Source organism: Bartonella sp. CL266QHHD, from assembly GCF_042195355.1.
GTDB lineage: Bacteria > Pseudomonadota > Alphaproteobacteria > Rhizobiales > Rhizobiaceae > Bartonella.
This window is the reverse complement of record NZ_JBHIOD010000033.1, coordinates 245,565-269,775: the sequence shown is the minus strand read 5'-3', so window position 1 is coordinate 269,775 and position 24,211 is coordinate 245,565. Positions and strand designations below refer to the sequence as shown.

14 protein-coding genes and 1 tRNA gene are annotated in these 24,211 nt (G+C 35.6%); 8 read left to right on the top strand and 7 right to left on the bottom strand.

The annotated features are described in order from the left end of the window. Window positions 1–571 precede the first annotated feature (571 nt). Together ACFIK7_RS03720 and ACFIK7_RS03715 are read right to left on the bottom strand one after the other, a co-directional pair. Complete coding sequence (locus ACFIK7_RS03720) at window positions 572–6,319, bottom strand: Vomp family autotransporter (RefSeq protein ID WP_375662953.1); 5,748 nt, start codon at window positions 6,317–6,319, stop codon at window positions 572–574. Between the two features lie 995 nt (window positions 6,320–7,314). Then, window positions 7,315–7,821, bottom strand: a complete 507-nt coding sequence (locus ACFIK7_RS03715) for a helix-turn-helix domain-containing protein (RefSeq protein WP_273790298.1) — start codon at window positions 7,819–7,821, stop codon at window positions 7,315–7,317. 147 nt (window positions 7,822–7,968) lie between these two features. On the opposite strand from ACFIK7_RS03715, the gene ACFIK7_RS03710 reads away from it, so the two are divergent. The 3 genes from ACFIK7_RS03710 (at window position 7,969) to ACFIK7_RS03700 (ending at window position 9,034) form a co-directional block, all read left to right on the top strand. After that, the gene (locus tag ACFIK7_RS03710; protein ID WP_375662952.1) at window positions 7,969–8,211 is read left to right on the top strand and encodes a hypothetical protein; all 243 of its coding nucleotides are present in this window, start codon (window positions 7,969–7,971) and stop codon (window positions 8,209–8,211) included. 104 nt (window positions 8,212–8,315) lie between these two features. Continuing rightward, on the top strand, window positions 8,316–8,762 hold the full coding sequence (locus ACFIK7_RS03705) for a hypothetical protein (RefSeq protein WP_375630477.1): 447 nt from the start codon (window positions 8,316–8,318) through the stop codon (window positions 8,760–8,762). A 2-nt stretch (window positions 8,763–8,764) separates the two neighbouring features. Further along, window positions 8,765–9,034 (top strand): hypothetical protein, encoded by a 270-nt coding sequence (locus ACFIK7_RS03700; RefSeq protein ID WP_012754562.1) that lies wholly within the window; start codon window positions 8,765–8,767, stop codon window positions 9,032–9,034. A gap of 319 nt (window positions 9,035–9,353) precedes the next feature. Here ACFIK7_RS03700 and ACFIK7_RS03695 read toward each other — a convergent pair whose 3' ends face one another. The 3 genes from ACFIK7_RS03695 to ACFIK7_RS03685 all read right to left on the bottom strand — a co-directional run bounded on the left by ACFIK7_RS03695 (window position 9,354) and on the right by ACFIK7_RS03685 (window position 11,815). Further along, the gene (locus ACFIK7_RS03695) at window positions 9,354–10,565 is read right to left on the bottom strand and encodes an MFS transporter (protein ID WP_273790295.1); all 1,212 of its coding nucleotides are present in this window, start codon (window positions 10,563–10,565) and stop codon (window positions 9,354–9,356) included. A gap of 594 nt (window positions 10,566–11,159) precedes the next feature. Then, the gene (locus tag ACFIK7_RS03690; RefSeq protein ID WP_375662957.1) at window positions 11,160–11,393 is read right to left on the bottom strand and encodes a hypothetical protein; all 234 of its coding nucleotides are present in this window, start codon (window positions 11,391–11,393) and stop codon (window positions 11,160–11,162) included. A gap of 32 nt (window positions 11,394–11,425) precedes the next feature. Continuing rightward, window positions 11,426–11,815, bottom strand: coding sequence for a dTMP kinase (locus ACFIK7_RS03685; RefSeq protein ID WP_375662951.1), 390 nt, complete (start codon window positions 11,813–11,815; stop codon window positions 11,426–11,428). Window positions 11,816–12,906: 1,091 nt separating this feature from the next. Between ACFIK7_RS03685 and ACFIK7_RS03680 the strand changes: the two genes are divergently transcribed. The 5 genes from ACFIK7_RS03680 (at window position 12,907) to ACFIK7_RS03660 (ending at window position 18,452) form a co-directional block, all read left to right on the top strand. After that, entirely contained in the window at window positions 12,907–14,097 is a 1,191-nt protein-coding gene (locus ACFIK7_RS03680) for a hypothetical protein (protein WP_375637347.1), read from the top strand. Then, window positions 14,094–15,299, top strand: coding sequence for an ATP-grasp domain-containing protein (locus ACFIK7_RS03675; RefSeq protein WP_375642972.1), 1,206 nt, complete (start codon window positions 14,094–14,096; stop codon window positions 15,297–15,299). The genes ACFIK7_RS03680 and ACFIK7_RS03675 overlap by 4 nt, the downstream gene beginning before the upstream one ends. Window positions 15,300–15,464: 165 nt before the next feature. Then, on the top strand, window positions 15,465–15,671 hold the full coding sequence (locus ACFIK7_RS03670) for a YqcI/YcgG family protein (RefSeq protein WP_375630481.1): 207 nt from the start codon (window positions 15,465–15,467) through the stop codon (window positions 15,669–15,671). A 1,298-nt stretch (window positions 15,672–16,969) separates the two neighbouring features. Then, window positions 16,970–17,239 carry a hypothetical protein gene (locus ACFIK7_RS03665; RefSeq protein ID WP_375637178.1) on the top strand — a complete coding sequence of 90 codons (270 nt, stop codon included), beginning with the start codon at window positions 16,970–16,972 and terminating at the stop codon, window positions 17,237–17,239. Further along, window positions 17,232–18,452: an MFS transporter gene (locus tag ACFIK7_RS03660; protein ID WP_375637179.1), complete on the top strand. Its 1,221-nt coding sequence runs from the start codon at window positions 17,232–17,234 to the stop codon at window positions 18,450–18,452. Before ACFIK7_RS03665 ends, ACFIK7_RS03660 begins: the two co-directional genes overlap by 8 nt. Window positions 18,453–18,925: 473 nt before the next feature. On the opposite strand, the gene ACFIK7_RS03655 is transcribed toward ACFIK7_RS03660, so the two are convergent. Continuing rightward, window positions 18,926–19,015, bottom strand: a tRNA-Ser gene (locus ACFIK7_RS03655). 1,543 nt (window positions 19,016–20,558) lie between these two features. Next, window positions 20,559–23,090 (bottom strand): phosphoenolpyruvate--protein phosphotransferase, encoded by a 2,532-nt coding sequence (gene ptsP / locus ACFIK7_RS03650; RefSeq protein WP_375637182.1) that lies wholly within the window; start codon window positions 23,088–23,090, stop codon window positions 20,559–20,561. Between the last annotated feature and the right edge of the window lie 1,121 nt (window positions 23,091–24,211).

Sequence of the window (24,211 nt, the reverse complement as noted above, 5' to 3'; positions counted from 1 at the left end):
TTAAACGCTATGAAGTTCCCTAAAATTGGTTTTTCTAAACGTATTCAAAAATTTAGTACCTGACTGAAAAGATAGAGAAGTTGTGTTTTTAGGTTTTATGGTTAATGTGTTTTGCTCTTTTACATTTCCTAAGAAAGTAAAATTTTTTTTGTGGTGATTGGTTTTTTTAACTTCTAAGCTTATTGGTTGTTTTTTGCAAGGGGTAGAATTAATTTAGTGTATTGTTTTATAACTTCTTCCAGTAAAGTTGAAATACATTTGAATGTGTACTTTTATCTTAGTAGAAAGCTTTTTAATAGATTTGTAGAGAGCAAAAGGTTTTTTTCTATCTGTAGAGTGCTACAGATTTTTCAGATTTAAAAATTAAAGAAGAAAATAATGAACTTATAATTTATGAAAAACTTATTATCTTATTGTTGAAAGTGTATAGGTTTTTTCTGTTTTTTAAACCTGTATTTGTCGTTATAGCGCTTATCAATTTATATATTATGATTTTTACATACGTAACAACAATTCACCCCTGCCTCATGAGACAGGGGTGAAAAGGAATTTTCATGTATTTTGTTTATTATCAGTTCAATGTCATATTGAATCCCGCACCTACACCCCAGTGACCTCCAGAAGTTGTTGCGGATATGTTAGAGCGGTATTTTCCATTTTCTGAGGTGTAACCTGCACCAAAGGCAAATGCAGATTGACTACGCCATAAACCAGTACCAAATCCAACGCTTAATTTTCCAGGTGTATCATTGTAGCGTAAGTTAGACACCGCAAGACCAATAGCCGCTGCTTGTCTTGCCTCTTTTTTCACACTCTCAATACTGTAGTTTAAAACGTTAAACTTCATATCTGTATATTGTTTAGACTGATCAACAGCATCATCAATCGCATCAATCACAATATTATTAACCCGTTGATCTGTGTAGTGCTTGGATTCATCAAGAATAATCTTCATCTGTTCTTTAGTATAGTCATGGAGTTGACCACCATTTACAGCTTCTTTTGATCCCTTCTCAATTTTACCATCAGCTACATTATCAATCAAAACAGGTTCACTGGCATCACCACCCGCTAATGTGATTTTATTGGTCTTTTTGCCGTTTTCATCTCTGTCATAACGAACAGCGTCCTCTTCAATACCGTCAACTCTATTATTGATGTTATCAACTTTGGTATCAATATTGAGAACTACATCACCAATATCAGCAATCGTATTTGAAATATTATCAACTCTGTTGGTAAGATGCTTCACATCTTTTTCAACACCAGTGACACGTTCATTAGTTTCCCAAAGTTGTCCACCATTAACCGCATCTTTCGAACCTTTTACAATTTTACCATCAGCTACATTGATAATTTTATTCGGCTTACCATCACGATTAGCATCATAGGCTTTTTCTTTATCATTCCACTTTAAAGCATCTGTATCGACCTTGTTGATGACATCATCAATACGGTTGTTAATATTTGACATCCCATTATTAATATCACCAAAAGCATCAGCGACATTATGGTGCTCTTTCTCAACAGTCGTACCATCAGCATTGACTTGAACAATCTTAAAAGTAGGATTTGTCCATTTGCCATTCTCATATTTAGCACCGCCACCGAAATAATTAGCAAGCTGGTTATTCATGGAATAAAGTTGGTTGCCCGTAATGGCATCTGTTGAACCTTGAGCAATCTCACCATCCAAAAGATACTTCAATTTGCTCTTTGTTTTCTGCCCATCTTTTTCATGACGTGCCACAAATGCTTCTTCTTCATCATCCCACAGTAAAGCATCTTTAGAGAAATCTTCAATTTTCTGATTAAACTCATTGGATACATTCGTTAAGCGTTGATTCACATCTTGAACATTTTTATCAAGACCTGTTAAAGCTGAACCAACGTCATAAAAGTTAGCCTTCCCTACCTCACCACCTACAATAGCCGATAAAGTATATTTCAGCCCTTCAAAAGCACCGTTAACAAACTTTGCACCACCGCCAAAAAACTTTGCAATATCTGCTGATATTTTATTAATCTGACTACCATTGATTGCATCGTGGGAATTTTCAGAAAGGCTACCTTTTTTGACGTTATGAAGAGCAACTGGCTCGTTATTCTTATTGCCACCCAAAGTTACACTACCGTAATTAACACTATCATCGCCATTCTTATCGTAGAGAACCGCAGCTGCAGTTGCTGTCTCAATATCTTTCGTAATATCCTTTATGCTTTTATCAAGTTGGTCTTTGTTAACAGCTTCATCGCCATTTTCTGCCTCCCGCACGCCAGAAATTTTACGTCCTGAACCACCAACACCTGCAATATTGATCTCAGTACCAGCGGTATCCTTACCAATAGTAATAACACCTGATGCACCTCCATCTTGCTTAACAAGACTATTTTTTATCACATCAGAAATCTTATCATCAATTTTATGGATAGAAATATTTACACCCGTAAACGCATCTGTAACATTATCATATGCCGTTCCATCAATAAGGAAAGTTGGTTCTATACCGGAAAGTACATCTGTACTGCCACCAAAATATTTCGATGTATTTTCAGCAACCTTGAAGAGCTGTGAACCATTTACTGCTTCTTTTGATGCTTGAGAGATTTCTCCATCTTTTATACCGAAAAGTGTTCTCTCTTGATTATCTTTATTTGCAATACTTATTTTTGTACCACCGGTTTCTTTACCAACAGTAATAAGACCGTCTTCTCCCTCCTGCTTCACAAGGCTATTTTTTGTTATATCAGAGATTTGATTGTGAATATTTGTGAAAGTATTGTTCACACCTTCAAAAGCATCAGCAACGTTTTGATAAGGCTTCTTAGAGACGGCACCATTATCGCCGATATGATAAACTTGGAAAGTAGGAGCATGCCATTCTCCATTTTCATCATATCCAGCGCCACCACCAAAATATTTAGCAACATCATTAAACCCACTGATCAAATTTGCATTAACAATCCTGATATTTGTATCAAGCCCTGACAAAGCCGATCCAACATCATTATGTTCTTTCTGTTTTACTGTACCATCTGCTTCAATAGTAGTTAAATTATATCTCGGTTTAACAAAAGCACCGTTAATAAATTTTGCATTACCACCAAAATAATTTGCAATATCTCCAGCTATTGTATTAATCTGACTACCATTTACGGCTTCCATGGAGTCTTTGGAAATTTCACCATTTTTCACACCCGTAATGGTTCGACCTCCATCAGTACCTGTGATATTAATTCTCGTACCGCCTTTTTCTTTACCAATGGTAATAAGCTTTTCGCCCTCATCCCATTTAACAAGATTATTACTTGTTACATTGTTAATCTGACTATAAATATCTGTGATAGAGCTATCGATATCTTTAAAAGCATCAGTTACATTACTATGTTTTGTATTCTGAACCATAAAAGTTGGTTTTATACCATCAATCACATTTGTCTCACCACCAAAATATTCTGATATATTCGCAGCATAATTGAAAAGCTGATGGCCATTTATTGCTTCTGTTGAATCGGAACTGACCTTTCCAACTGCAACACCAGAAATAATTCGATCCTTGCCTTCAGAGTTCGCAACTTTGATTTCAATACCTTCTTTTTCGGCACCAATGGTAATTAAATTTTTACTTTTACTCCATTTAACAAGACTATTGTCTTCTATCTCAAACTTCATTTTATATAATTGTGAAAGATTAACAGCATCATGCTCATCGCTACCATCTGCGACTCCTTTAATTTGTGTCTTTGCAGCATTAATGCCACCCTTGGTCATGTTTGGACCATCCTTGATCATGAAACCGGCATTACTCATTCTGCTATCCCCTGTTTCTACACGACCAACTTTAATATATTCGCTTAAATCAAAGGATACTTGATTGTCTTCACTTTTGACAATTTTTATATTTGTGTTCTCACTCTCATTATTATCATCGTCTTTCTGCTTAACTGCAACAAAATTCACCGTACTACCAGCTTTAACATCTGTAGCTCCCTCACCATTGACAGAAAGCTTCCAGCCTGTTGCCATCCCTGCTGTAAAGTCTTTTAACTGCTTATAACTTACTGCATCGGCATCATCTTCCCCTGCCGCTACTCCTGTAATCTTTTTATCACCAGCATCAATACCATTCGTAGTTATGCTTGGTCCCCCATCAACAAACCCAAAGCCATTATCGCTCATAATGCTGTTGCCTGTCGTGACACTCGTGAGATTAAGAGTATCATTCAAAGTAAATGTAACTCTATTATTATTGTCTTTTGCAATTTTGATATTTTTGCTTCCATCCTCACTCGCACCCGCAACAAGATCTACTTTACTCCCAGCTTTAACATCTGTAGCATTGTTCCCATCAACAGAAAGTTTCCAGCCATTTTCTGCAAGTATTTTTACTTCTTTCAACTGTTCATAATTTACAGCATCAGTATCGTCTTCTGCCTTAGCTACTTTTGTAATCTTTTTATTGCCAGCATCAATACCATTAACAGTTATGCTCGGCCCCTCATCACCGTCAAATCTAAAGCCAGCAGCATCCATAATGCTTTTTCCTGTTTTGACAGTCATTACATTAATATCATCAGCTAAATCAAAAGAGACGTTTTTCCCATTTGTATTTGCAATTTTTATATTTTTGTGACCAGTATCTTCAGCCTCAACAGCAAAAAAATGAACTGTGTTGCCTGGATTAATATCTAAAGCCTGGTTCTCTTCAACAGCAAGCTTCCAGCCGCCCCCGTTCTTTTTTACATATTCTTTCAACTGCCCAAAATTCACTGCCTCACCATCTTCAGTCGCATCTAACAGATTTCTAATGTTTGTATAGCCAGCATCAATACCATCCACAGACATACTTGGGCCTTTTCCATCATTAACATAAAAGCCATCAACAGTCATACGTGAACTGTTTTCACCGCCATCCACAAAAAAACCATCATCACTCATAGAACTTTGACCGGTAGTGACTTGCATCAACTTAAGATGATCGTTCAAAGTAAACTCAATTTTATGCTTATTCGCTTCAGTGTTTTTTGCAACCGTTAAATTGTCTTTTCCTTCATCGTTTTTACTTTTCACTGAAAAATCTACGGTATTGCCTGTATGCACATCTGTCGGATCTTTATCGTTAGCAGAAAGTTTCCAGCCTCCCCCCCCTGCTATGACATCTTTCATAGCTTTTAGCTGTGCTACGTTTACCGCATCGGTATCTCTACTTCCAGCAGCGACCCCAGTAATTTGTCGTGTTAGGTTACCATTACCAGTACCACCAACTTCACCAACACTAAAAGCCCCTGTTGTACTTACCCATGCCATACCGGTTTCTGTCGTATCACCATTAAGGTAAGGGTCATACCCCTTAACACCTTTGTTTCTATCAGAGACAGAACCACCACCGATAGCAACACCATCATTAACAAGTACCTGTGCATTTGCTCCAATCGCAACGGAATCTTCTGTTTTAGCGTATGTATGCGACCCTATAGCAATCGCATTTTCACCCTCCGCTATTACTTTTCTTTTAGGAGCAGATTCTTCAGTTCTGTCAGAGCGCCTGCCCCCTATTGCAATAGAACCTGAACCTTTAGCTTCAGCATCTGTTCCTAAAGCAATCGCAAAATTCTTTTCTGCTCTTGCCTTCGTCCCCACAGCAATGCTATTTTCACCTAATGCGGTTGCAAGTCCACCGATAGCAACCGTAGATTCCCCCGATGCTTCTGATCCCACACCCATAGCAACACTTGCTATACCACTTGCAAGTGCGGAAACACCAAAGGCTTGCGCACCCCCTGCCTTTGCTGTCGCACCTGCACCAAAAACGGTTGAATAATTACCCGTTGCAGCAGAACCACAGCCAGTAGCAAAAGAATAAACACCATAAGCCTCAGGCATAGCACTTGAAACCCCTCCAGTAGCTATTCCCATATAAGTAGCATTGTTGGTCAGAGTCCCATCACTCTGCCAAGTAACCTGTTGAGTGGTCGTACCATAAGCATTACGCCCGTTTGTCCCAGTGTAACCATTGATAAATCTATTATATTGATCTTCTGCAGTTATTCGTTGATTATCAGCAATTCCCTGCTGTTGCTTACCGCCACGACCAATAACGTTGTCTGCACCACAGAAATCATCATCACCAGCCAACACAACACTCCCATGACTACCATGTGCATATGAAACGCCGGCAAGACTTGTGCTATTATTATTTCCTCCTACGAATGCAAAGTTGGCAGCAAAAACAGGCGAAACACTCGATAAGAGTGTCGCCATTACCGTACTAAGAGAGACAACTTTAATTAAATTTGGTGTGGAATATTTTTTTTTCATAAGAACCTCCTCCAACAGAGTTCAACATCATTACAATGTGCGAAAACACACACGGCAAAACCCTTGTTTGCGCACTTCAAAAACCAATAAATCAAGACAAAACTCCCCCCTACGATACCGCTATCTTTACGACATCGCCCTAAATCTCTGCAACAACATCAAATCTAGAAAAGTCCCCAACCCTTTTAGCTAGAGGGATTCAAGCTAAAAAATCAATAAAAACACAAGACTTTGAAAATATACCGTAATCTCCATTTAAAAATACTGCGGTTTATCTCTTAACAAAATAGTTTCACTAAAGAGCAATTCTACTTTTCAAATAAAGCGCATCAGCAAAATGGCAAGAGTGTAAAAAATAATTTTTTATAAATTTGTAAAAATACTTCTCAATAAAATAGCTGTTCTTATAAACACAAATTTATGATTTTTTTAACTTATAGCACAATGTAATAGATAACGATTATCATGATAATCTCACGCTTTGTTGCTAGATAATCTGTTTCAATATATAATGCATATCTTTATATAATGCATATCTTTGAAAGAAATCTTTCTTAATATAATGATGCACGCTCTGTAAAAAGTTCCAACGTGCTCATCTTGTCCTCTTCATAAAAAGACAAAAGTGCTATAAATGATCTTTCGTTCTTCTCGCGTATATGTCTGTTACCCTTCTATAGGAACAAAACATCGTCATTGTATTTTCACTGTTGTCAGTATCTTTTCCCTCAACCAACAAATATTTCAGGAATGACACTATATTAGCTTCTTTTTGAATCAATTTTGTTTGTATTGCTACCCGTCGTTCTTTTTATGAACTGCTTTATTTTTAATCAGAACAATATATTGATTTATAATGATAGTTTCTCGTTTTTCAGGTTGAATAAAAGACTCGAAGATCGTGAGGTTTTCACATTCCAAACTTGGTTATACAGCAGAAAATCAAAAAAGTTTTATTTTTTTAAAAGGCTGTTCATTCGTATCTTATGAAATTTCTAGATATGCTTTTCAGTTTCGATTTTACGCTTTAAATGTAATTTTAAAAGTGGCAAAGTGGCTTCGACTTCTTCCATATCATTGAGGTTTTGAATAAGCTCTTGCAATCTTCCATAAAGCTCTGCTGCTAATTCCGCAACATCTTCAGGAGAAAGATCTATTTTTGCATCATGATAGGTCGTATAAACTAAATGTCCCAGCTTTTTCATCAGCCCAGCAGGTATCGCTTGCGGTTTAAAACCAGCTGCTTTCGCCTTTGCCATATCTGAAAACATCTCGCCATTGCCCGTCACAAGCCAATCTAAGGAAATACCACAAATTTCTTGATATTTGGAGAGCGCAGAGGCTGTAGGCTCACTTATACCAGTTTCATAAGTTCCTACAGAGCCAGCAGTGATACCAAGATGTGCAGCAAACTGCTTACGCTCTGTAAAACCAAGAGCGTGACGCACTTCACGAAAACGTTTTGCCAACTCAGTTTTAGGTTTTGCTTCCGGACGAGCCAAAAAACACTCCAAAATCAATATAATTGTTGACTAAATAATTATATTGATTTATATCTATTATTACTGCTCCTTAAAAAGAGCAGTTATCACATACATAACCCCACAAAAACAGATGTTGCAGCATCCGTTTAAGCAGGAGCGAAAATTATGACAATTACACAAAAAATGCAATTGCCGTGGTATTTTACTGAACTGCGCTCCTGTAATATAACCTTGGAAAAACTCAAGCCTATCCGAGGCTATTTTCCAGAGTCAAAAACATTTGGACACAGGCCAATGAAAAAACTAAATGCGCCACTGCCAACTCTATCAGAGTGCATGCCAAGCCAATTCTTGCCAACTGCTTTCTCACAAGTCGCAGTCATATTCTTCCAAAAGCAAAAAGCCTAATACGATTCTCTTCATTCCATGCTGTGCAATATACCACTGAAATCTTATTACAAAAATATGCAAATTCATTTCCCATAGGTTTTTATAAGGTAAAAAGTTTATCAATGTCTAAAAATCAATATAAAATAGGCAAAATAATTGGTATTCTGCAAAAAATGAGATTATCACTCGTTATTAAAAAGTTAGACGTTTACAAACCCTGTTTGCTTATTTTATATATTAATGACACTGAGTTAGCTGTAATTGGCAATAGAGATTTCAGGGTGTTTGGTTTATCGTCAGAATACTCTTCCTCTACGCACATTAAAAGCCTTTTGGCAGTGTATTTTAAATGCTATAAGTTCTATAGTAAACACATTGCCATCCATATTTACAATTGGGCGCTTCAAAAACTTGGAGTAATAAAATCTTTAATAGGCATTGATTTAAAAGCGCGTATTTTGCAGAAAATTGACAAAACCATGAGGTTCGTATACATGGCAATTTTAAGTGATGATAGTGGAGTGATACTTAAAAAAGCTGCATGGAAACCCGCAACGTTGAGGAATTAAGCATGACCTCTTTATGCGATAAAGAATTATCTGATACACTGGTTGGTCTTTATGACGACTATCAACGCGGTTTCGACATTGGAGAAGAGCTTAAATTGTGCGTGGATTTGGCGTTATCTCTTGAATTGGAACTCAGTATTCATCGTTTAAGTGAAACAGATGCTGTTTTAAAAAAAGAGATTGTGCAAACCTTGCATCGTCGTAGAAATACCCATTCCAATGAAGATGAAATTGATACAATTTTTCATATGGATTTTGAAAAACAAAAATAATACAATACTCTCCCCATATGATACGATATTACCTCATTGCTTTACTTTCTACTACGCTTAAACAAAAAACTTTCAAGAAGATTTAAAGTGTTACGTTTTCGTCTTCTTAACAACAGTGAGATGAATTAAAGAAACGCATCAATTCTTTTAGATCATTATCAAAAAATAGAGAGTATTCTCTAGTATACATCAATTTATGCTTTGTTCATTAAGCACCAACTTTTACATTTTCTCAACTCTCCTTTAAAAGCAAAATATGAAATGTGCTGCAGCGTAAATGTTTATAAAATAGCGTATATTGACCACTCTTAAACGTAATTTATTGTTTTTCATGTCTATAAAACAGCACTATGAGTATTCCAACAAACGCAACAATGCTTTGAAAAAAATATATCGATTGAGGTGATATGCTACTGTTATCGCTTGCCATAATGAGGTAGACTCCGAGGATCAAGCATCCAGAGATACCATTAAAACTTGCCTGCAATCTTCCTTGGTACTCAGGATCACAAGAGAGTTGTGATAAAGAAATCGAAAGAGCCCAACTCGAAAGTCCAAATCCAATCATAAAGTAAACAGGAAAAACAACAAAATTGTGTGTATTAACAGATAGAATAGCGAGGCCAATAGCCATAAAAGCTAATAAAATGGCTAATGTTTTCCTGATAGATAAAACTTTACAAAGAAGTGGTGAAAAAAACGCACCTGTCAATACGCCCATAGAATAAAGCACCTCAAATATTGCAAAGATACTGCTATCTGCATGTAAAACCTCTTGTATATAAGGAACGAGAATAACAGGAATGGTCATCAAAAGAGTCATAATAATCATCTGGCTTATATAAGGTACAAAAAGAGCCGGATTCTGTTTAAAATAATGAAGGGATGCTGTATAATTTTCCCACCAATTTTGCTGGTTTTGATTTTTAGATCTTCGGTTTTTAGGTACCTTCATTGCAAAATTAAATAAACCAGCAATGATAAAGAATATACCACCTATTAGAAGAGTTCCTTTTGTTCCTGCATAGGACAGTATAAATCCACTTAAGCCCATACCTACGATAGTGCCAAGTTCATAAACCATATCGATGGTCGCATTTGCATTGATGAGCTGTTCCTTCAGCACAATACTTTGAATTAAAGAAATAGCTGATGGCATATAAAAAGGGATAAAAATACCCAAAAGAGCAGATAAGACCATTAATTCAATTTCTATACCAAAATGCCAAAGCATTACCCAGCTTACAATTACCAAACCTCTCACAAGATTTGAAATAATAATCTGCGTTTTACGATTATATTTATCTGCCAATATGCCAAAAATAGGCGCAAAAATAATGCCAGGCGTCCAAAGAAAAAGCATCATCAACGCTACACCACGGATTGAGCCCGTCTGATTGTAAGCGAGCCATGACAATGTAATATAATTTAGTCCACTTCCAAATGTAGCAAATAAGCCGCTCAAAGTAAAATAGAGAAAAGTTCTATTTTCAAATAAAGCAATGCGTTCCTTCAAATTTGAAGTGAACATAAATTATCCTCTAAAATGAATACCAGTCGATATGCATGATACATCCTGTTTAAAAACAGGCATTCTTACAATTTTCATTTTAGATCATTAAATTTAAGAAAGCAAAATTTCTTTTTTGAGGCTTTTACAATCTTTGTGCTGTTTTATGATTAATTCTTCTATGAAAACGGAACATTTATGGACAAAAACAAAATTAATATTTTATGTGCGTTTTATTCAGAAGCTACACCTTTATACATATGTGAAACAATTTTACGGTATGGAAGCTTCACTCACATTATTGTCCTTATTATTCCGTGCACTAAAATATGCTCGAGTATATTCCTCCATGTCGTTCTTCTATCACCACACTTCGTCTCTAAAAGAATAAACATACTATTATCCTCACAATAAATATTGCTAACTTTTCTACTCCCCTTCTCTAAATCTTTTAAAACAAGCTCATTACAGTTAGTTTTTTAATTAAAATATATAACGTGATATTTTTCCTGAACAGTTAAATTATTGCAATCATATCTCTAAAGTTTCAGATTTAGAGTACGAATACATAAAGGAGGATCTATCGTGGATAAATTGATTAATAAATGATTTTATTCATAATAAAAAACAAACTTCATCTATATGATGTCGTATTTGATGATGAATTAAAGAAACAGAAGCAGTTCCATCAATTGTTATAAACCGCTCATCTATTTCTGATAAAACTTTGTATACTTTGTAAACTTTTTCAATAAAAGAGAGTTTTTCTTCGTATTTTAAGTTTAAACCATCCCTTTTCTGCAACCGCTCTAGTATAGTAGTGGGCGATAAATGAAGATAAAATGTAATATGAGGTCTTGGAATAGATTGATTTAATTTAACTACACTTTCAACAGAAAGTCTCGAGCATAAAAATAAGCAAGACTAGAATAAACATATCGATCGCTAATTAATAAATTTTGCGATGACGTGAAGTAAGGTTCAATAATTTCAAGCGTATGTTTGCGTCTATCTGTCGCTGATAAGAGTGCTAAAAGCAACGGATCAATTGCTTTTCCATTATCTAAGTAATCTCTAATTTCTGGATTATTTCTATACCAATAACTGGGTTGAAAAGTTTTTATTATATGTTTTTCTGTTGAGTAATGGCGAGCAATTTCTTTTGTTTGTGTTGTCTTTCCACTCCCTTCAAACCCGCATAAGACAATCAAAGAACCAGAAAATTTCTTTGGAGACCCCATGGAATTATAAACTTTTTTATCAAGATACATTTTGTCTATATACTTTCCATAAGTTAAATTGTTTTATGTCTGAAATCTCTTAATGTTTAATAAGGTGTTTTTTAACTCGTCTCTAAATAAAAAAACACAATACTCCCGCATTTTGTATAACTTTATGATAAATGGCGGTATATAGACTTAGTTTTAAGATAAGGTTATATTTTAGACAACTTAAAATGAGATTAAGTATTTGTAAAAAATATATTTTTTTGTTCACACTCCATAACCTGCCATTTTTTAACGAATTCTAGTAGAGTTTCTGAGGATTACTCCTATAGCGTCGTGTAAGTGTATAGAAATGAGTTCGATCTCAGTATATTATTGTCCCTTAAGAGCTGCTACTAGATTGCGCTCCATAGGAAGCTAATAAAATCAACTCTATCTTTTCTCAAACCACTGCCCTCGCAAGCATTTGATATCCGATCCCGTCAAAAAGCAGCAGAGCAATTCTTGGAAAACATCGCTGAGATATTGAAATATGCCTTGCAAAAGCGTTTGAATCAAATGTTTCACTATATTTTTCGGTATATTCATAAACTGAAATTAAGAATATTATAATAAGCCTTCAAATAACGACAATGTCCAAATCAGCCGTAACAAAGCCTCCTAAAACTGAACCAATAATACCTCTCTATCAGACAGACTACTATGTAAAGGCTTTAATACAATACCTTAGCGCTAATGCCATAAATGTTTCTGATAGATAACGAAGTTTATTGTCACAACAACATCTAACAACGGTCAATAGAAAAACCTCAACCTTGAGTATAAATAAAATCAACTTGAAAGCGCAAAATATATCTCTAGGACATAGTTATATTCGTTATCTGGCTTTCTCCCCTTATTGGCAAGCCTCCCGCAACAGACGCAGTAAAAATACCAGCCTCTATCGCTATTCATTCTCCTGAATAATAAGCTATCACTACCATAAACATCAGCGTTCAAATTTTCCCTACCAAAAAACTTGACATGCCCAGTAATATGTGTGTGTATTTATTATTTGTAAACATGTGTGCTGATTTATAATACTGTGTGTTTTTAAGAGATTCTGAAATGGGGGGGATAATGTGCACAAACAACGGATGTTTCGGTTTTATGGGCTTGTTGTCCTGCTGTATCTTTCTGATATGGTTTTATTTTTAAGTAATCTTTGGAATGCTTATCGCATAACATCCTCATCGGTTTTCCTAGGCGTAACCATGGCTTTGGGCACCCTTATGCCCTATCTTTTGAAAAAAAGCGGTCTTGTGCGCATTAAAGCCTCACTGCGGTTGGTCGATTTATACAAAAGGCGAATCATTATCTATAGCCTTCTTTTATTGATTGCACTTTTCCATTACGCTGATTCCCCCTTTGGTTTTATCGTTGTCTCTATCTCTATCGGCTATCTCTCTTTGATTACCTTAAGCACTCTCGAGACTTATAATACTAAACTAGCACTTAGTGGTTATATTAGCGCCCAAAAGGCTTCCCGCATTATGCAAACAGTGGTGCAAATTGGCGCATTTTTGGGAGCAGCACTGAGTGGTTATCTCTTAGAAGCGACCAGCCCTCGAGGGGCAGCGGCTGAAATCGGTTATAATGGTTTGATTGTGACACTTTGTGTGTTTGACATCATTATAAGCCTTATAGCCGGATATATTATCTTTTGCGATGAATATAACGCCACAGATACCACAACACTTGCAACTGGTAAGAAGACAGCGCCTACACCGCAAGCGGATGAGCTCTCCCGTGAACTTAAACTTTTATGCGTCTGCATAGGACTTATTGGCTTTCATATTTGCGCTTATAATACGCTGGCAACTATTCTTTTTCAGAGTGTGAAAAATTTTGGCTCTGAATATTATGGGCTTTGCAGTGCGGTTGCGGGCGTGGGCGCTTTTTTGGCTGCTTTTATCAAAATCCCTCGTTTTGAATTTATTCTCCCAGCCCTTATGTTGAGCATGGCTGATCTTATTTTTAGCACCACACAATCGCCCTATTTGGCTGTGGTCTTTTGCTTTTTTATTGGCTTTTCAATGAATACCATGCGAATTAATGCCCGCAAACATACGATTGAAGCAACCAAAACAGAGGCTCAAGCAGAGCTGGTGGGAAGCTATAGCGGTATGCTTTATACTCTCTCCCAATCGGCAGGTTATGTCATTCTTGGTCTTCTTACAAGCTCTGCCCTTATGGGTCCTCAAGCAGCTGTTTATCTTCTGCCCCTTATAGGGCTAATAATCTTTATTTATGTTCTTTTCCTTTTATCACAGCGGAACAAAGTATGAGAAAACCTATTCTTATTGTCGACCCTTTCTCCACGGGTGCCCTCTATGGCCCTGCTTTGCAAAAATTAGGCTATGCTTGTTATGGTGTTGTCTCTCAAGCAGCTCCTTTTTCACACTTTATGCTTTCTTATCAGGGAAAGGGCATGGCAGAAGCGAAGCTTCATAGTGTAGATGAGATAAAGAAATGCTTTCCTATTGGCACGATAGAGGCTGTAATAGCGGGTGCCGAAAGAGGTATCTATTGTGCAGAGCAATTGGCGGCTTATTATGGTTGTCTTGGGAATAACCCCTTGACTACCGATTGGCGACGGAAAAAAGCAGCGATGCAAAAACGCCTTTGTGAAAATGGTTTATCTTACATCCGATCAAAGATTCTTACAAAAAACGATTGTACTCTCGATGGTTTTGAAAGCCACAGCGGCTATGTGGTAAAGCCAAATGATTCTGCAGGGAGTGATGGTGTTTTGTTTTTCTCTAATCTTGAGGAAGTAGTAACGTGGACCTCTGAAATCGACTGGAAGAAAAAAAATATTTTTGGCGCACCTAACGAGGCCTATTTGCTCCAAGAAAGATTGGAGGGAGAGGAATACATCGTCGACGCCGTTGTAAATGGAGAGGCTATAAAGATATGTGCTTTATCGCGGTATAAAAAAGGTATTCATAATGGAAGTGCTTTTGTTTATGAATCACTTGATGTGCTTGATGCTCAAGATCCCTCTTATGCCCCTCTTATCTCTTATGCAAAACAATGCATTCGCGCACTGGGGATTGAATATGGACCTGCGCATATGGAAATCATGCAAACAGCTCGTGGTCCAGTGATGATCGAAGTAGGAGCCCGCCTCCACGGAGGAATTGCACCCACCTTGTTCGCGCATTGCTATGAAGATGGTTTACTTGAAAGCTCCGTTAACCTTATTGCAGGCGTGTTTTCGCAAACCCCAAGTCGCTTTAAGAAAAAAGGGCGTATTATCTTCCTTATCAACGAGATCGACGGTCATATTATAAAAGATGTTAACGTATGGCGGCAAAAGCTTCATTCTTGGGAAAATGTGGTTCATTTTACGCTCTTTTTTAAAGAAAACGAGCCCCTCCCCCTAACCATCGATTTAAATACCTGCCCAGCTATTATAGCAATTTGTGGACACAGTGATGATGAATTATCAGCTTTGGAGAGGATCATTCGTAGCAATTTCTTATAAAATATAGCAATTGGGAAGAAAAAATGGATTCAGAAGCGCAAATAATTGAAAATATAGACAAATATTAAAAATGGGAGCAAGTCATTTTTAAAGAATTCAATGCAACCATGAATAACACAATTAGGCCTTTTCTGCCTATTCAGTGTAAATGGATACTCAAAAAATATGCTTAGATTTGGGTTCTACAACAAGCTGACTTCAAAAAATATAATGGAAGACCTGATAACTTATTGCGATAATTATAAAAGTTTTGGAAAGAACACATCTTTTGTTGCATTCGAGGAGCCTGCCCCCATAAAAAGTATCGAATTTTATAGAGAAAAATTCTGGTCTACACTTAAAAATTTGCGAGCTTTTGACAACCGAGAGTGACCTAAGCATATACAAAAAAAATATGTACAATCATCTATGAGAGTTCTGCTTTCATGGCGAACCTACGTTTATAGCTTGCAATACCCCATCCCATATAAACAGAATTAAGTAAGTTCTATATTTATGTTAACTTTCCAGCCTAGGTGGGTTTTTTCTGATCTGCTCGATACAGAACAAAATGTATTCTCGTTGTAGGAAAAAGGCCTGAACCTTTTGATATTATCACAAAATCTCCTTTTTTAAGAAAATATAGCAAACTCCAAAATAGAGAATGGACGCAATATTTTCTGCAAGACAACACTATTGAATCCCTACCTTGCTCATATCATCTAATGAAACACGATAATGACTAAGTTTTCTAAAATTAAATTAAATAAAAATATTTATGATATATTAAAAATGATACTGCCAAAACAAGGCTCGATAGAGATTCAAAGGGATTTTCCAAAAAATACATAGAATGCAGTGTGTATGTATAAAACTTCTCAGGATGATCGTGTTAATAGCAATGTTGAAGGAGTGCCTTTTGGGGAAAGATTGTACAGCAATTACGAGTATCTCTAGGAGAAAAAACGCTGATTTTTAGAACAGAGAGAAACATTGATTATAACAGTTTATTAGGCTAAACGCAGAATATTCTCCTAATAATGGATGGTTAAATTATAACGGGATAGTTTTTTGATAATCATAAAGAAAAAGGTAGAGAGCGTGTTTCTTTTAGTTAAGAAAGAGTGTTGCTCATTTTTTTTCTAAAAGTAAGCAAATTCAAAGATAATTTTTTGTTCTTGTAGTGGTGAGAAAATAATTGTCGAAGTCAGTGAAGGGGAGATTCCAATAGATTGTTACAAAGTTTAATAAAAGTTGGAATACTTAAAAATTCTTAGTTCCTATGATGATTTAAGAATACCAGATTAGGATACGGAGAATTCAAGAGCTCAAAACTTTGTGATAATATTGGTTTAGAATTACATCTTGTTCATTCAGACGAGATGAGCCAATTATTATATGTCACAGAGACATATGGGTGGAAAATTTTAAAAAAGCTTATCCAGAATCTGACTTAAAGGTTATTGGAACTTTAGTAGTAAGATTGGCTTGGTCTCATGTCTCTCAAAAATTAGCAACCAATCTTGTTGTGACTAGACTAAATTTGGAAGATCTTCTCACTGAGCGTTTTTGTAATATTATGAAATGATAAAAATATTAATATTTCTTCTTGTCCCGGACACGAAGCCGGTGCTATTTGTATTTATTATCCGTTGCACCATTGTCCGAAATATATTTTAAGTGGTTGTCACTTGAAATATGCCTTGGAAAATTATTTGGCAAGAGAGCGTACCTATATGTATTGGAAAGTAATTTCCTATTATTTATCTCAATCTATGGGTACAACGTTGCCAAGTATAGAATTCATGCTGACAGATGACTTTCAAAAAATAAGTGCCTATAACGCATTTGAACTAAACTTTTATGAAAAACTGGAATTTAGTACCGAACCATATTCGACAATGGAGAAAATCATAAAATGGCTTGAGTCTCTGTTTAAAAGGAAAGAGGCTATTGCGTAATTCTGTTTTTCTTATGATTGTGATTGGTTGTTTGACGAGTTTTTGTGCTAGTGGTGTATTATCTATTGGCCTTTCTTTGTTACAATTCCAAGATACAACAGGAGAAGCGTCTGCTACTTTAAATGTCGTTAATTTAATCGCAATTGGAATTGCTGGCTTATGTTTGGGAAACGTGTTGGCGCACTATCAAGGCTTTATAATTGGGTTTTATAGTCAAATTATTTGCGCTTGTTTATTGTCTTTCTTATTATTTATGAACAATCCAGTACTTATTTTATTTGTATTTTTTTTACTTGCTCTCTTGATGGGGGCTGATAACCCAAATAACAATAGTGCCTTGAATCAGCTGGTTCCAGCTCCCAAACAAAAAGCTGGAATTTTTGCATTTTACACTAGTTGCTGTCAGTTTTTTGTTATTATATCCCCATTGCTTATATATTTTATAATTGCGCATTTGGGGCACAAAATAGCCATAGCCTTTATTGTATTTATCTATCTTTTGAATGCCTGCTTATGGTTTCGTATAAAGTCTATACAACAACTAAACAGAGCAAAAGAGCTATTAAAAAAGCCATCTCAAAAAGCTTATGGAGTTGGGTTCAGGTGCCTTTGGCGGATTTCTGCGTTGCGTTTTTTAACGATTAATCGTATTTTGAATAATTCTCTCTATACGGGGCCTATTGTTTTATTGCCACTTGTGCTTGCTTCTATAACATCAGATAATATAAAATTTACAGCTATTCAAAATTCTATTTTTGCTTTGTCAGCACTGGGTTTTGTGATCAATGGTCTTATCTCATCTTATTATTTACAGAAATTTCCATCTTTAATTCGTTTTTTTGTATGGGGGGCACCGGCTTTTGCCGTGATCGCAATCTCTTTTGTTTTATATTTAAATTTTACTCAATATTCCCTTTATATTATGGGGTTTTTATTAGGTATTGGGCAATTTTATTTTAGGATATCGGGAATAACAATTGGACAAGCTATCACACCTAGTGAAAATTTAGCCGAGGTGATTTTGGCAGGCGATGCCAGTGTACGCATCATAACAGCTTTATTCTCTATTGTGCTTTTATATGCAGGAAAATTTTTTTCATTTTCTATATTATACGTCCTATGTGTATTTATAGGCTTTTGCGCCCCTTTATTTATTTTGCACGGACTATCTATTTACATACAAAGCTTAAAGATAAAAGAAAGCGCCGCATGAATGATATTCAATTATTATATTATGTTAGCCTTTTTTTGATTATCGTATAGATAAAAATGTTGTACAAATATTCATGACATTAATTTTAAATAAGCACATTGCGTGAGAAAAGCTGAGGTGTTTGTTACCTCTCATGTGGATAAAACGCATTTAGCCCGTTAAGCAACGAAATTGCAAATAGCACTATGATCACCATTAATTCTAAAAGCTCTACCAGAAGTTAGTGATAATGGCAAAAATCCTTTAATGATATTTGAAGAGATCGTTTATGCTAGATCAGGTTATCTTAAGATCGAGAGGAGAGGAGCTTAAAAAGTGTAAAATTCATGGAAATTCAACAGCAATTTCCAGGTGTACATAATGACAGGTATAGATTGGCGCGAACTGGTCAATTGCAACAGCAAAAAATCTTGCAAATGCTGAGCTTTTTAAACTATGTCATATCAAGCATATGAAAGTTCGTTTTAAATTCATGGCGGAGAGAGAGGGATTCGAACCCTCGATATGGTTTCCCATATACACGCGTTCCAGGCGTGCGCCTTCAACCACTCGGCCACCTCTCCAGAAGTTTGCACTATACCCAGAAAGAAATAACGTGCAAGTCTAAACTATACATTCAAAACCCAAAAAATAAATTCATTTATTAAAGTAAGAGCTTATATCTGTTGAATAACAAGCACATCCCTTCTTTTTAAGAAAAAACTTTTTTCGTGGATAGGTTTGTAGAATACAATAATGGGAATAAAAAGATTGTCACCAGTTATAAATTTTCATACTCATTTACGCACTTTCTGCTTCACAAAAAAATACTTCTCTTAAAATTGGCATACAGTCCATGGTTTTGCATAACCAAATAATTAATATCTCTCACTTAACACCATTGATTACCCTAATAATAAATAGAATAATAACGATATGAACTTCTTATATGTATATAATATTAAAATTGTTTATTCAGATAATAAATTTCATTTCAATAAAAATCGTTTTCAACCTTCTTCTTGCCTCCAAGGATGAAAATACTTAATCACTGTAACTTTGATTACAAACAACTCTCTCTTGAAATGAGATCTACCTGCTAATCACTTTTATGTTTCAGATAATATATAAATATTGATTTATAATAATAAATTATCGTTTATACGTCATAAGCGGGGATGGTATGTGGAGGAAGAACATTTTAAGAGAGGATAAGTGCCTCTTATGTATTTTTTCAAATAGCACGAATTCTTGCAACATTGAGGGCTGTAAAATAGTGTGATGGTGTCAGTTTTCTCTTTCATAGGATTACAGAATAAGCCCTACTCTAAATCCTCTATTCAATTTCACACTTCTATATTTAGTTGATACTAAAGAAAATAAAATTCAGACAAAAAAAACCTTTGCATTTTTAATTTAATATGTATGAATATATCTTATTTTCTGAAATGAAAAAATAGTCATTTTGGTCAAATACAAAATCATAAAAATGCAAACCTGTTTTCATTTTTACCATATGCTTTTAAATTCAGCTTTACAGTTTTCAAAATATCTAAAGTAATCTCTATTATTTAAAAGAGATTACGTATTACTTCATACTTTTGATTATCGCATTCTTTAAGTGGGATATGGTCTCATAACAAAACAGAATACTCTAAAAATACTATTTTCTTTCTCATCCACACGTTTGTTAAAAAACATCTCTTAAAGCTTGTCACATCTACCTCATACGGTGTCTATGAATGGTATAAAATCTATTGGATAGCATCATCTTTCCTTAAATAAAAAGTAAAAGCCAAGTACCATCACGCTATTTATCACCTAATATTACAACATCCATTGCGATTTGAGAGAATGCATAAAAGGCATTTATTCTTTCTTAGAGTGTTTTTATCCATACATTACTCCTCTTTGTAATGTATAAAAGAATAATTTTTATTAATTTAATATAGAGAAATTTAAAACGAGAAAACCCTACAATATTTAAGGCTCTCATTATGTAACACGATAAATTACCATTACAAATTAATATGCTGCTTATAATTGTCCTAAAGGATAATGTTTTACAACACTAAAGATCTGATTAGTCTGAAAAATGAGCTCGTTTTTTCCCCTTAATGTTCTTTATCACCTTATATCCTTGCTTAGAGCACGTACAGCTCGTGCAGTTTCACATTGTAATGCTTTTTGTGCTAAAATTTTCATATCTTCAAAACTATGAGTCTGTAAACACGCCTTTACTGGAGAAATATCGCAAGATATCATAGAAAGCTCATTAATTCCCAATCCAGTCAAAATCATTGCACCAAAAGGATCTCCAGCCATACCACCACATACACTAACCCAACACTTATTTTGTGCAGCTCCCTGAATAGTCTGATAAATCATACGCAAAACTGCTGGATCAAGGCTATCAGCTTCAGACACAAGGTACGGATTTTGCCGATCAACAGCCATTGTATACTGTGTTAGGTCATTGGTTCCAATTGAAAAAAAATCAACATGGGCGCTCAATACATCTGCCATAATGGCCGCTGCTGGAACTTCGATCATAATACCAAGTTTTAATTTTGGTGCATCAATATCGTTGCGGATTTCCTCTGCAATCTTTTTTATAGCGACAATCTCTGAAACAGACATGACCATCGGAAACACAATCCATAGATCTCCGCCCTCTTTTGCTGCTCGATATAAAGCACGTAATTGAGGCACCAAAAGATCACGTCGACGTAACAAAAGCCGCGTTCCTCGAACACCTAAAAAAGGATTGTCCTCTTTAGATAAATGTAAATGCGTAACCTGTTTATCCCCACCAATATCAAGTGCACGAATAATTAATGGCTTATCTCCTACAGCTGTAATCATCGTCCGATATATATTAAATTGTAGCTCTTCATCCGGAATATGTGGATTCTCTAAAAACAAAAATTCCGTGCGCATGAGTCCAACACCTTCAGCCCCCAAATCAAGCGCAACAGGAACCTGATTTGCGTAGTTGACATTGGCCATGATACGAATTCTTTGACCATCTATCGTTTGCGCTGGTAATCTACACGCACTTATTTCACTGACACGTTTTTGCGCAACAGTATCAATATGCCTTTGAGCATCTTCAACGTCTTCAAGCGTAGGATCAAGGTAAATAAACCCGTTATCGCCATCAATAATAGCCTGAATATCAGACTGAATCGCTAAAATATCATCACCTGTAGCAACAACCATTGGAATACCAAGAGTACGCGCCAAAATAGCTGTATGAGATAATGGACCTCCCCATGCTGTTGCTAATCCTTTTACCCTTGTACAATCAAGTTGTGCTACATCAGAAGGAGAAAGGTCATTTGTAACCAGAATTACACCATGTGGAATATCATTTAAAAAGAACGATCTATAGGATGGATTGATTTCACCTAAAACACGTCGACCAACATCAACTAAATTAACAGCACGTGCTGCTAACAAAGGATTATCTACCTTAAAAAACATATCTGAAAATTGACGAACCGCTCTATCCCAAGACCAAGCGACACCATGACCTTCCGCTATAAAACGACAAGCTTGAGCTATTAAATTTTCATCGTCAAGCAAAACCATTTGCGCAGAAAAAATTGCAGCAGAATCTGCTCCCATACGCACTGTAATATCAGAAATTACAGATGCCATTTTATGTTTTGTTTTTGTAAGAGCATTTTCAAGACATGCTGCACCAGCTGCAAAATCAATTGGCTGGTCTATTATGGAAATATCATTTTGCCTTAAAACAAAAATCTTACCAAATGCTAATCCTGAACTCGCTCCAACACCAGAAATGCCTTTTTGCATAGAGCGTGGATACCAACCATGAAAAGCCTTTGTTTGAGATTCCATTGCTCTCATCAGGCATTTTTCACTAATACTCACTTTTTTTGCAATAGCAATGGCATCATTGAGAAGTTGTGCTCCTTCTGAAGCATCTGTAGAAAAAATCAGAACATCACCGTTTTTTGCTCCTAATTGCAATAAACCAACCAAATTTTTCATTTCAACGGTATATTGACCATGGCGAACTCTGATGGAACTTTGAGCCTTTTTCGCAAAATCAACCCAAAGAGAAGCTGGTCGTGCATGAAGACCACTTGGATAATCCAAAGTCCATTCCTGACACACAGAAAGGTCACCAATAAAAGTTTTTTCTATCTTCATATTTTGGTCAAACAAAGTTGTAACAATTTGCTGTTTGTCCATAGTTGTTGCAAGTACTTCAAGCTGTTTTTTATCAAATAAAAGAGACGTCAATTTTTTACAAATTTCTCTATAGCGATCTGGACACGCTGCAATGGCAATAACCAAATATGCTTTCTTGCCATCCTGCCACTCAACACCAGCAGGAACCTGTATAACAGCAACAGCATCCTTGATAATTAAATCACGATTTTCAGCCATACCATGAGGAATGGCTATACCATTTCCAAGCCAAGTATTGGTTGTTTCTTCACGTGCAAGCATGCTTGCCAGATAACACTTATCAACTGCACCAACCTGCACAAGCAATTCAGCAGCAGCATAAATTGCATCATTTTTATGATCAAAAGCAGCTGCAAGTTGTACAGATCTTATAGACAAGATTTCACCATCAGCAAAATCTACATTCATTGCTTCTGCTTTCTCATATCTCATCATGAATTCAAATTGCCTCACATTTGAACACCAATATCTCTGACACATTCCTTTTCAAAGCTGCATTTCCCAAAATACAAGCTATAAATACCACCACAGCTCTCTTTATATTTTACGGAATATAGCTAAGTGAGGTGCTTAAATACCTCAATATAACCGATAAAACAATTGGATATTATTATCTAGCGAAGTGCTTAAAACCATTATAAGCAAATCTGCCTCTTACTCTTTTACTTTACAAAGACAAAACCCCATTTTCTACAGAACCAATCACCTGAAAAACTATGTTTTCGAAACGCTCTCATTATCCTAAGTTATTCAACATAACTTTTCATTATTTTTCCTACAAGAAAGCATCCTTCCCAATCATCCGTAACTTCAGCTAATATTTTGATTGATTCCTCAAAGTTTATTTAACCTATTATCCCTCTTTATAAATTCATTACATAATTACAAATTGCTCCATGCAACTTATCATCTTTAAAATTCCGTGCTGCCCATCTTATGATATCAAACCCTCGATATATAATATTTATATATTTTAAGCTACACCTTTACTTCAATCAATATCGCAAATACACAATACCCTCTGTCGCACATTTGCAAAGTACGAACATCCCCCCAAGCACCATCATCAATTACTAAAATAAAGAAAAACTCTACAAATAAGATAAATAAAGTAAAAAATGAAACGCAATGATTGCCTTAACCCTAGCTCTTATGCTTATTTACTTTCAACAATAAACAATAATAGTGAAATCAGAAAAAATATTCTTGAAGGGCGCTGATTGCACGTTGGTTATTTTTATATCTTTAAACACCGTCCTCCTTAAAAATATAATTTCACTCTTGATTTACCGAAAATTCCTTAATGCACGTCACTTTCAAAGTAGTTTTGGCTGCCTTCTTATGGATTTTTTATCCCTATGTCTTTTTAAATGAATAGCCACACCTATCCACACTACCACCTAAAAACAGTATGACAACTCATCAATACCACAATGCCGATAAAAAGACCCATCTTTATCAAAATGATTACATAAAGAATGCTCTCATTAAATTTCTCATAATTTTCTGAAAACAAACTGCTTCTCTTATAAGAAATCACTAGACACTTCTTCATG

Coding starts and splice junctions, on each gene's coding strand:
- ACFIK7_RS03720 (WP_375662953.1), bottom strand. CDS start 6,319: ATGAAAAAAAAATATTCCACACCAAATTTAATTAAAGTTGTCTCTCTT.
- ACFIK7_RS03710 (WP_375662952.1), top strand. CDS start 7,969: ATGACAATTACACAAAAAATGCAATTGCCGTGGTATTTTACTGAACTG.
- ACFIK7_RS03705 (WP_375630477.1), top strand. CDS start 8,316: ATGTCTAAAAATCAATATAAAATAGGCAAAATAATTGGTATTCTGCAA.
- ACFIK7_RS03700 (WP_012754562.1), top strand. CDS start 8,765: ATGACCTCTTTATGCGATAAAGAATTATCTGATACACTGGTTGGTCTT.
- ACFIK7_RS03695 (WP_273790295.1), bottom strand. CDS start 10,565: ATGTTCACTTCAAATTTGAAGGAACGCATTGCTTTATTTGAAAATAGA.
- ACFIK7_RS03685 (WP_375662951.1), bottom strand. CDS start 11,815: ATGTATCTTGATAAAAAAGTTTATAATTCCATGGGGTCTCCAAAGAAA.
- ACFIK7_RS03680 (WP_375637347.1), top strand. CDS start 12,907: ATGTTTCGGTTTTATGGGCTTGTTGTCCTGCTGTATCTTTCTGATATG.
- ACFIK7_RS03675 (WP_375642972.1), top strand. CDS start 14,094: ATGAGAAAACCTATTCTTATTGTCGACCCTTTCTCCACGGGTGCCCTC.
- ACFIK7_RS03670 (WP_375630481.1), top strand. CDS start 15,465: ATGCTTAGATTTGGGTTCTACAACAAGCTGACTTCAAAAAATATAATG.
- ptsP (WP_375637182.1), bottom strand. CDS start 23,090: ATGATGAGATATGAGAAAGCAGAAGCAATGAATGTAGATTTTGCTGAT.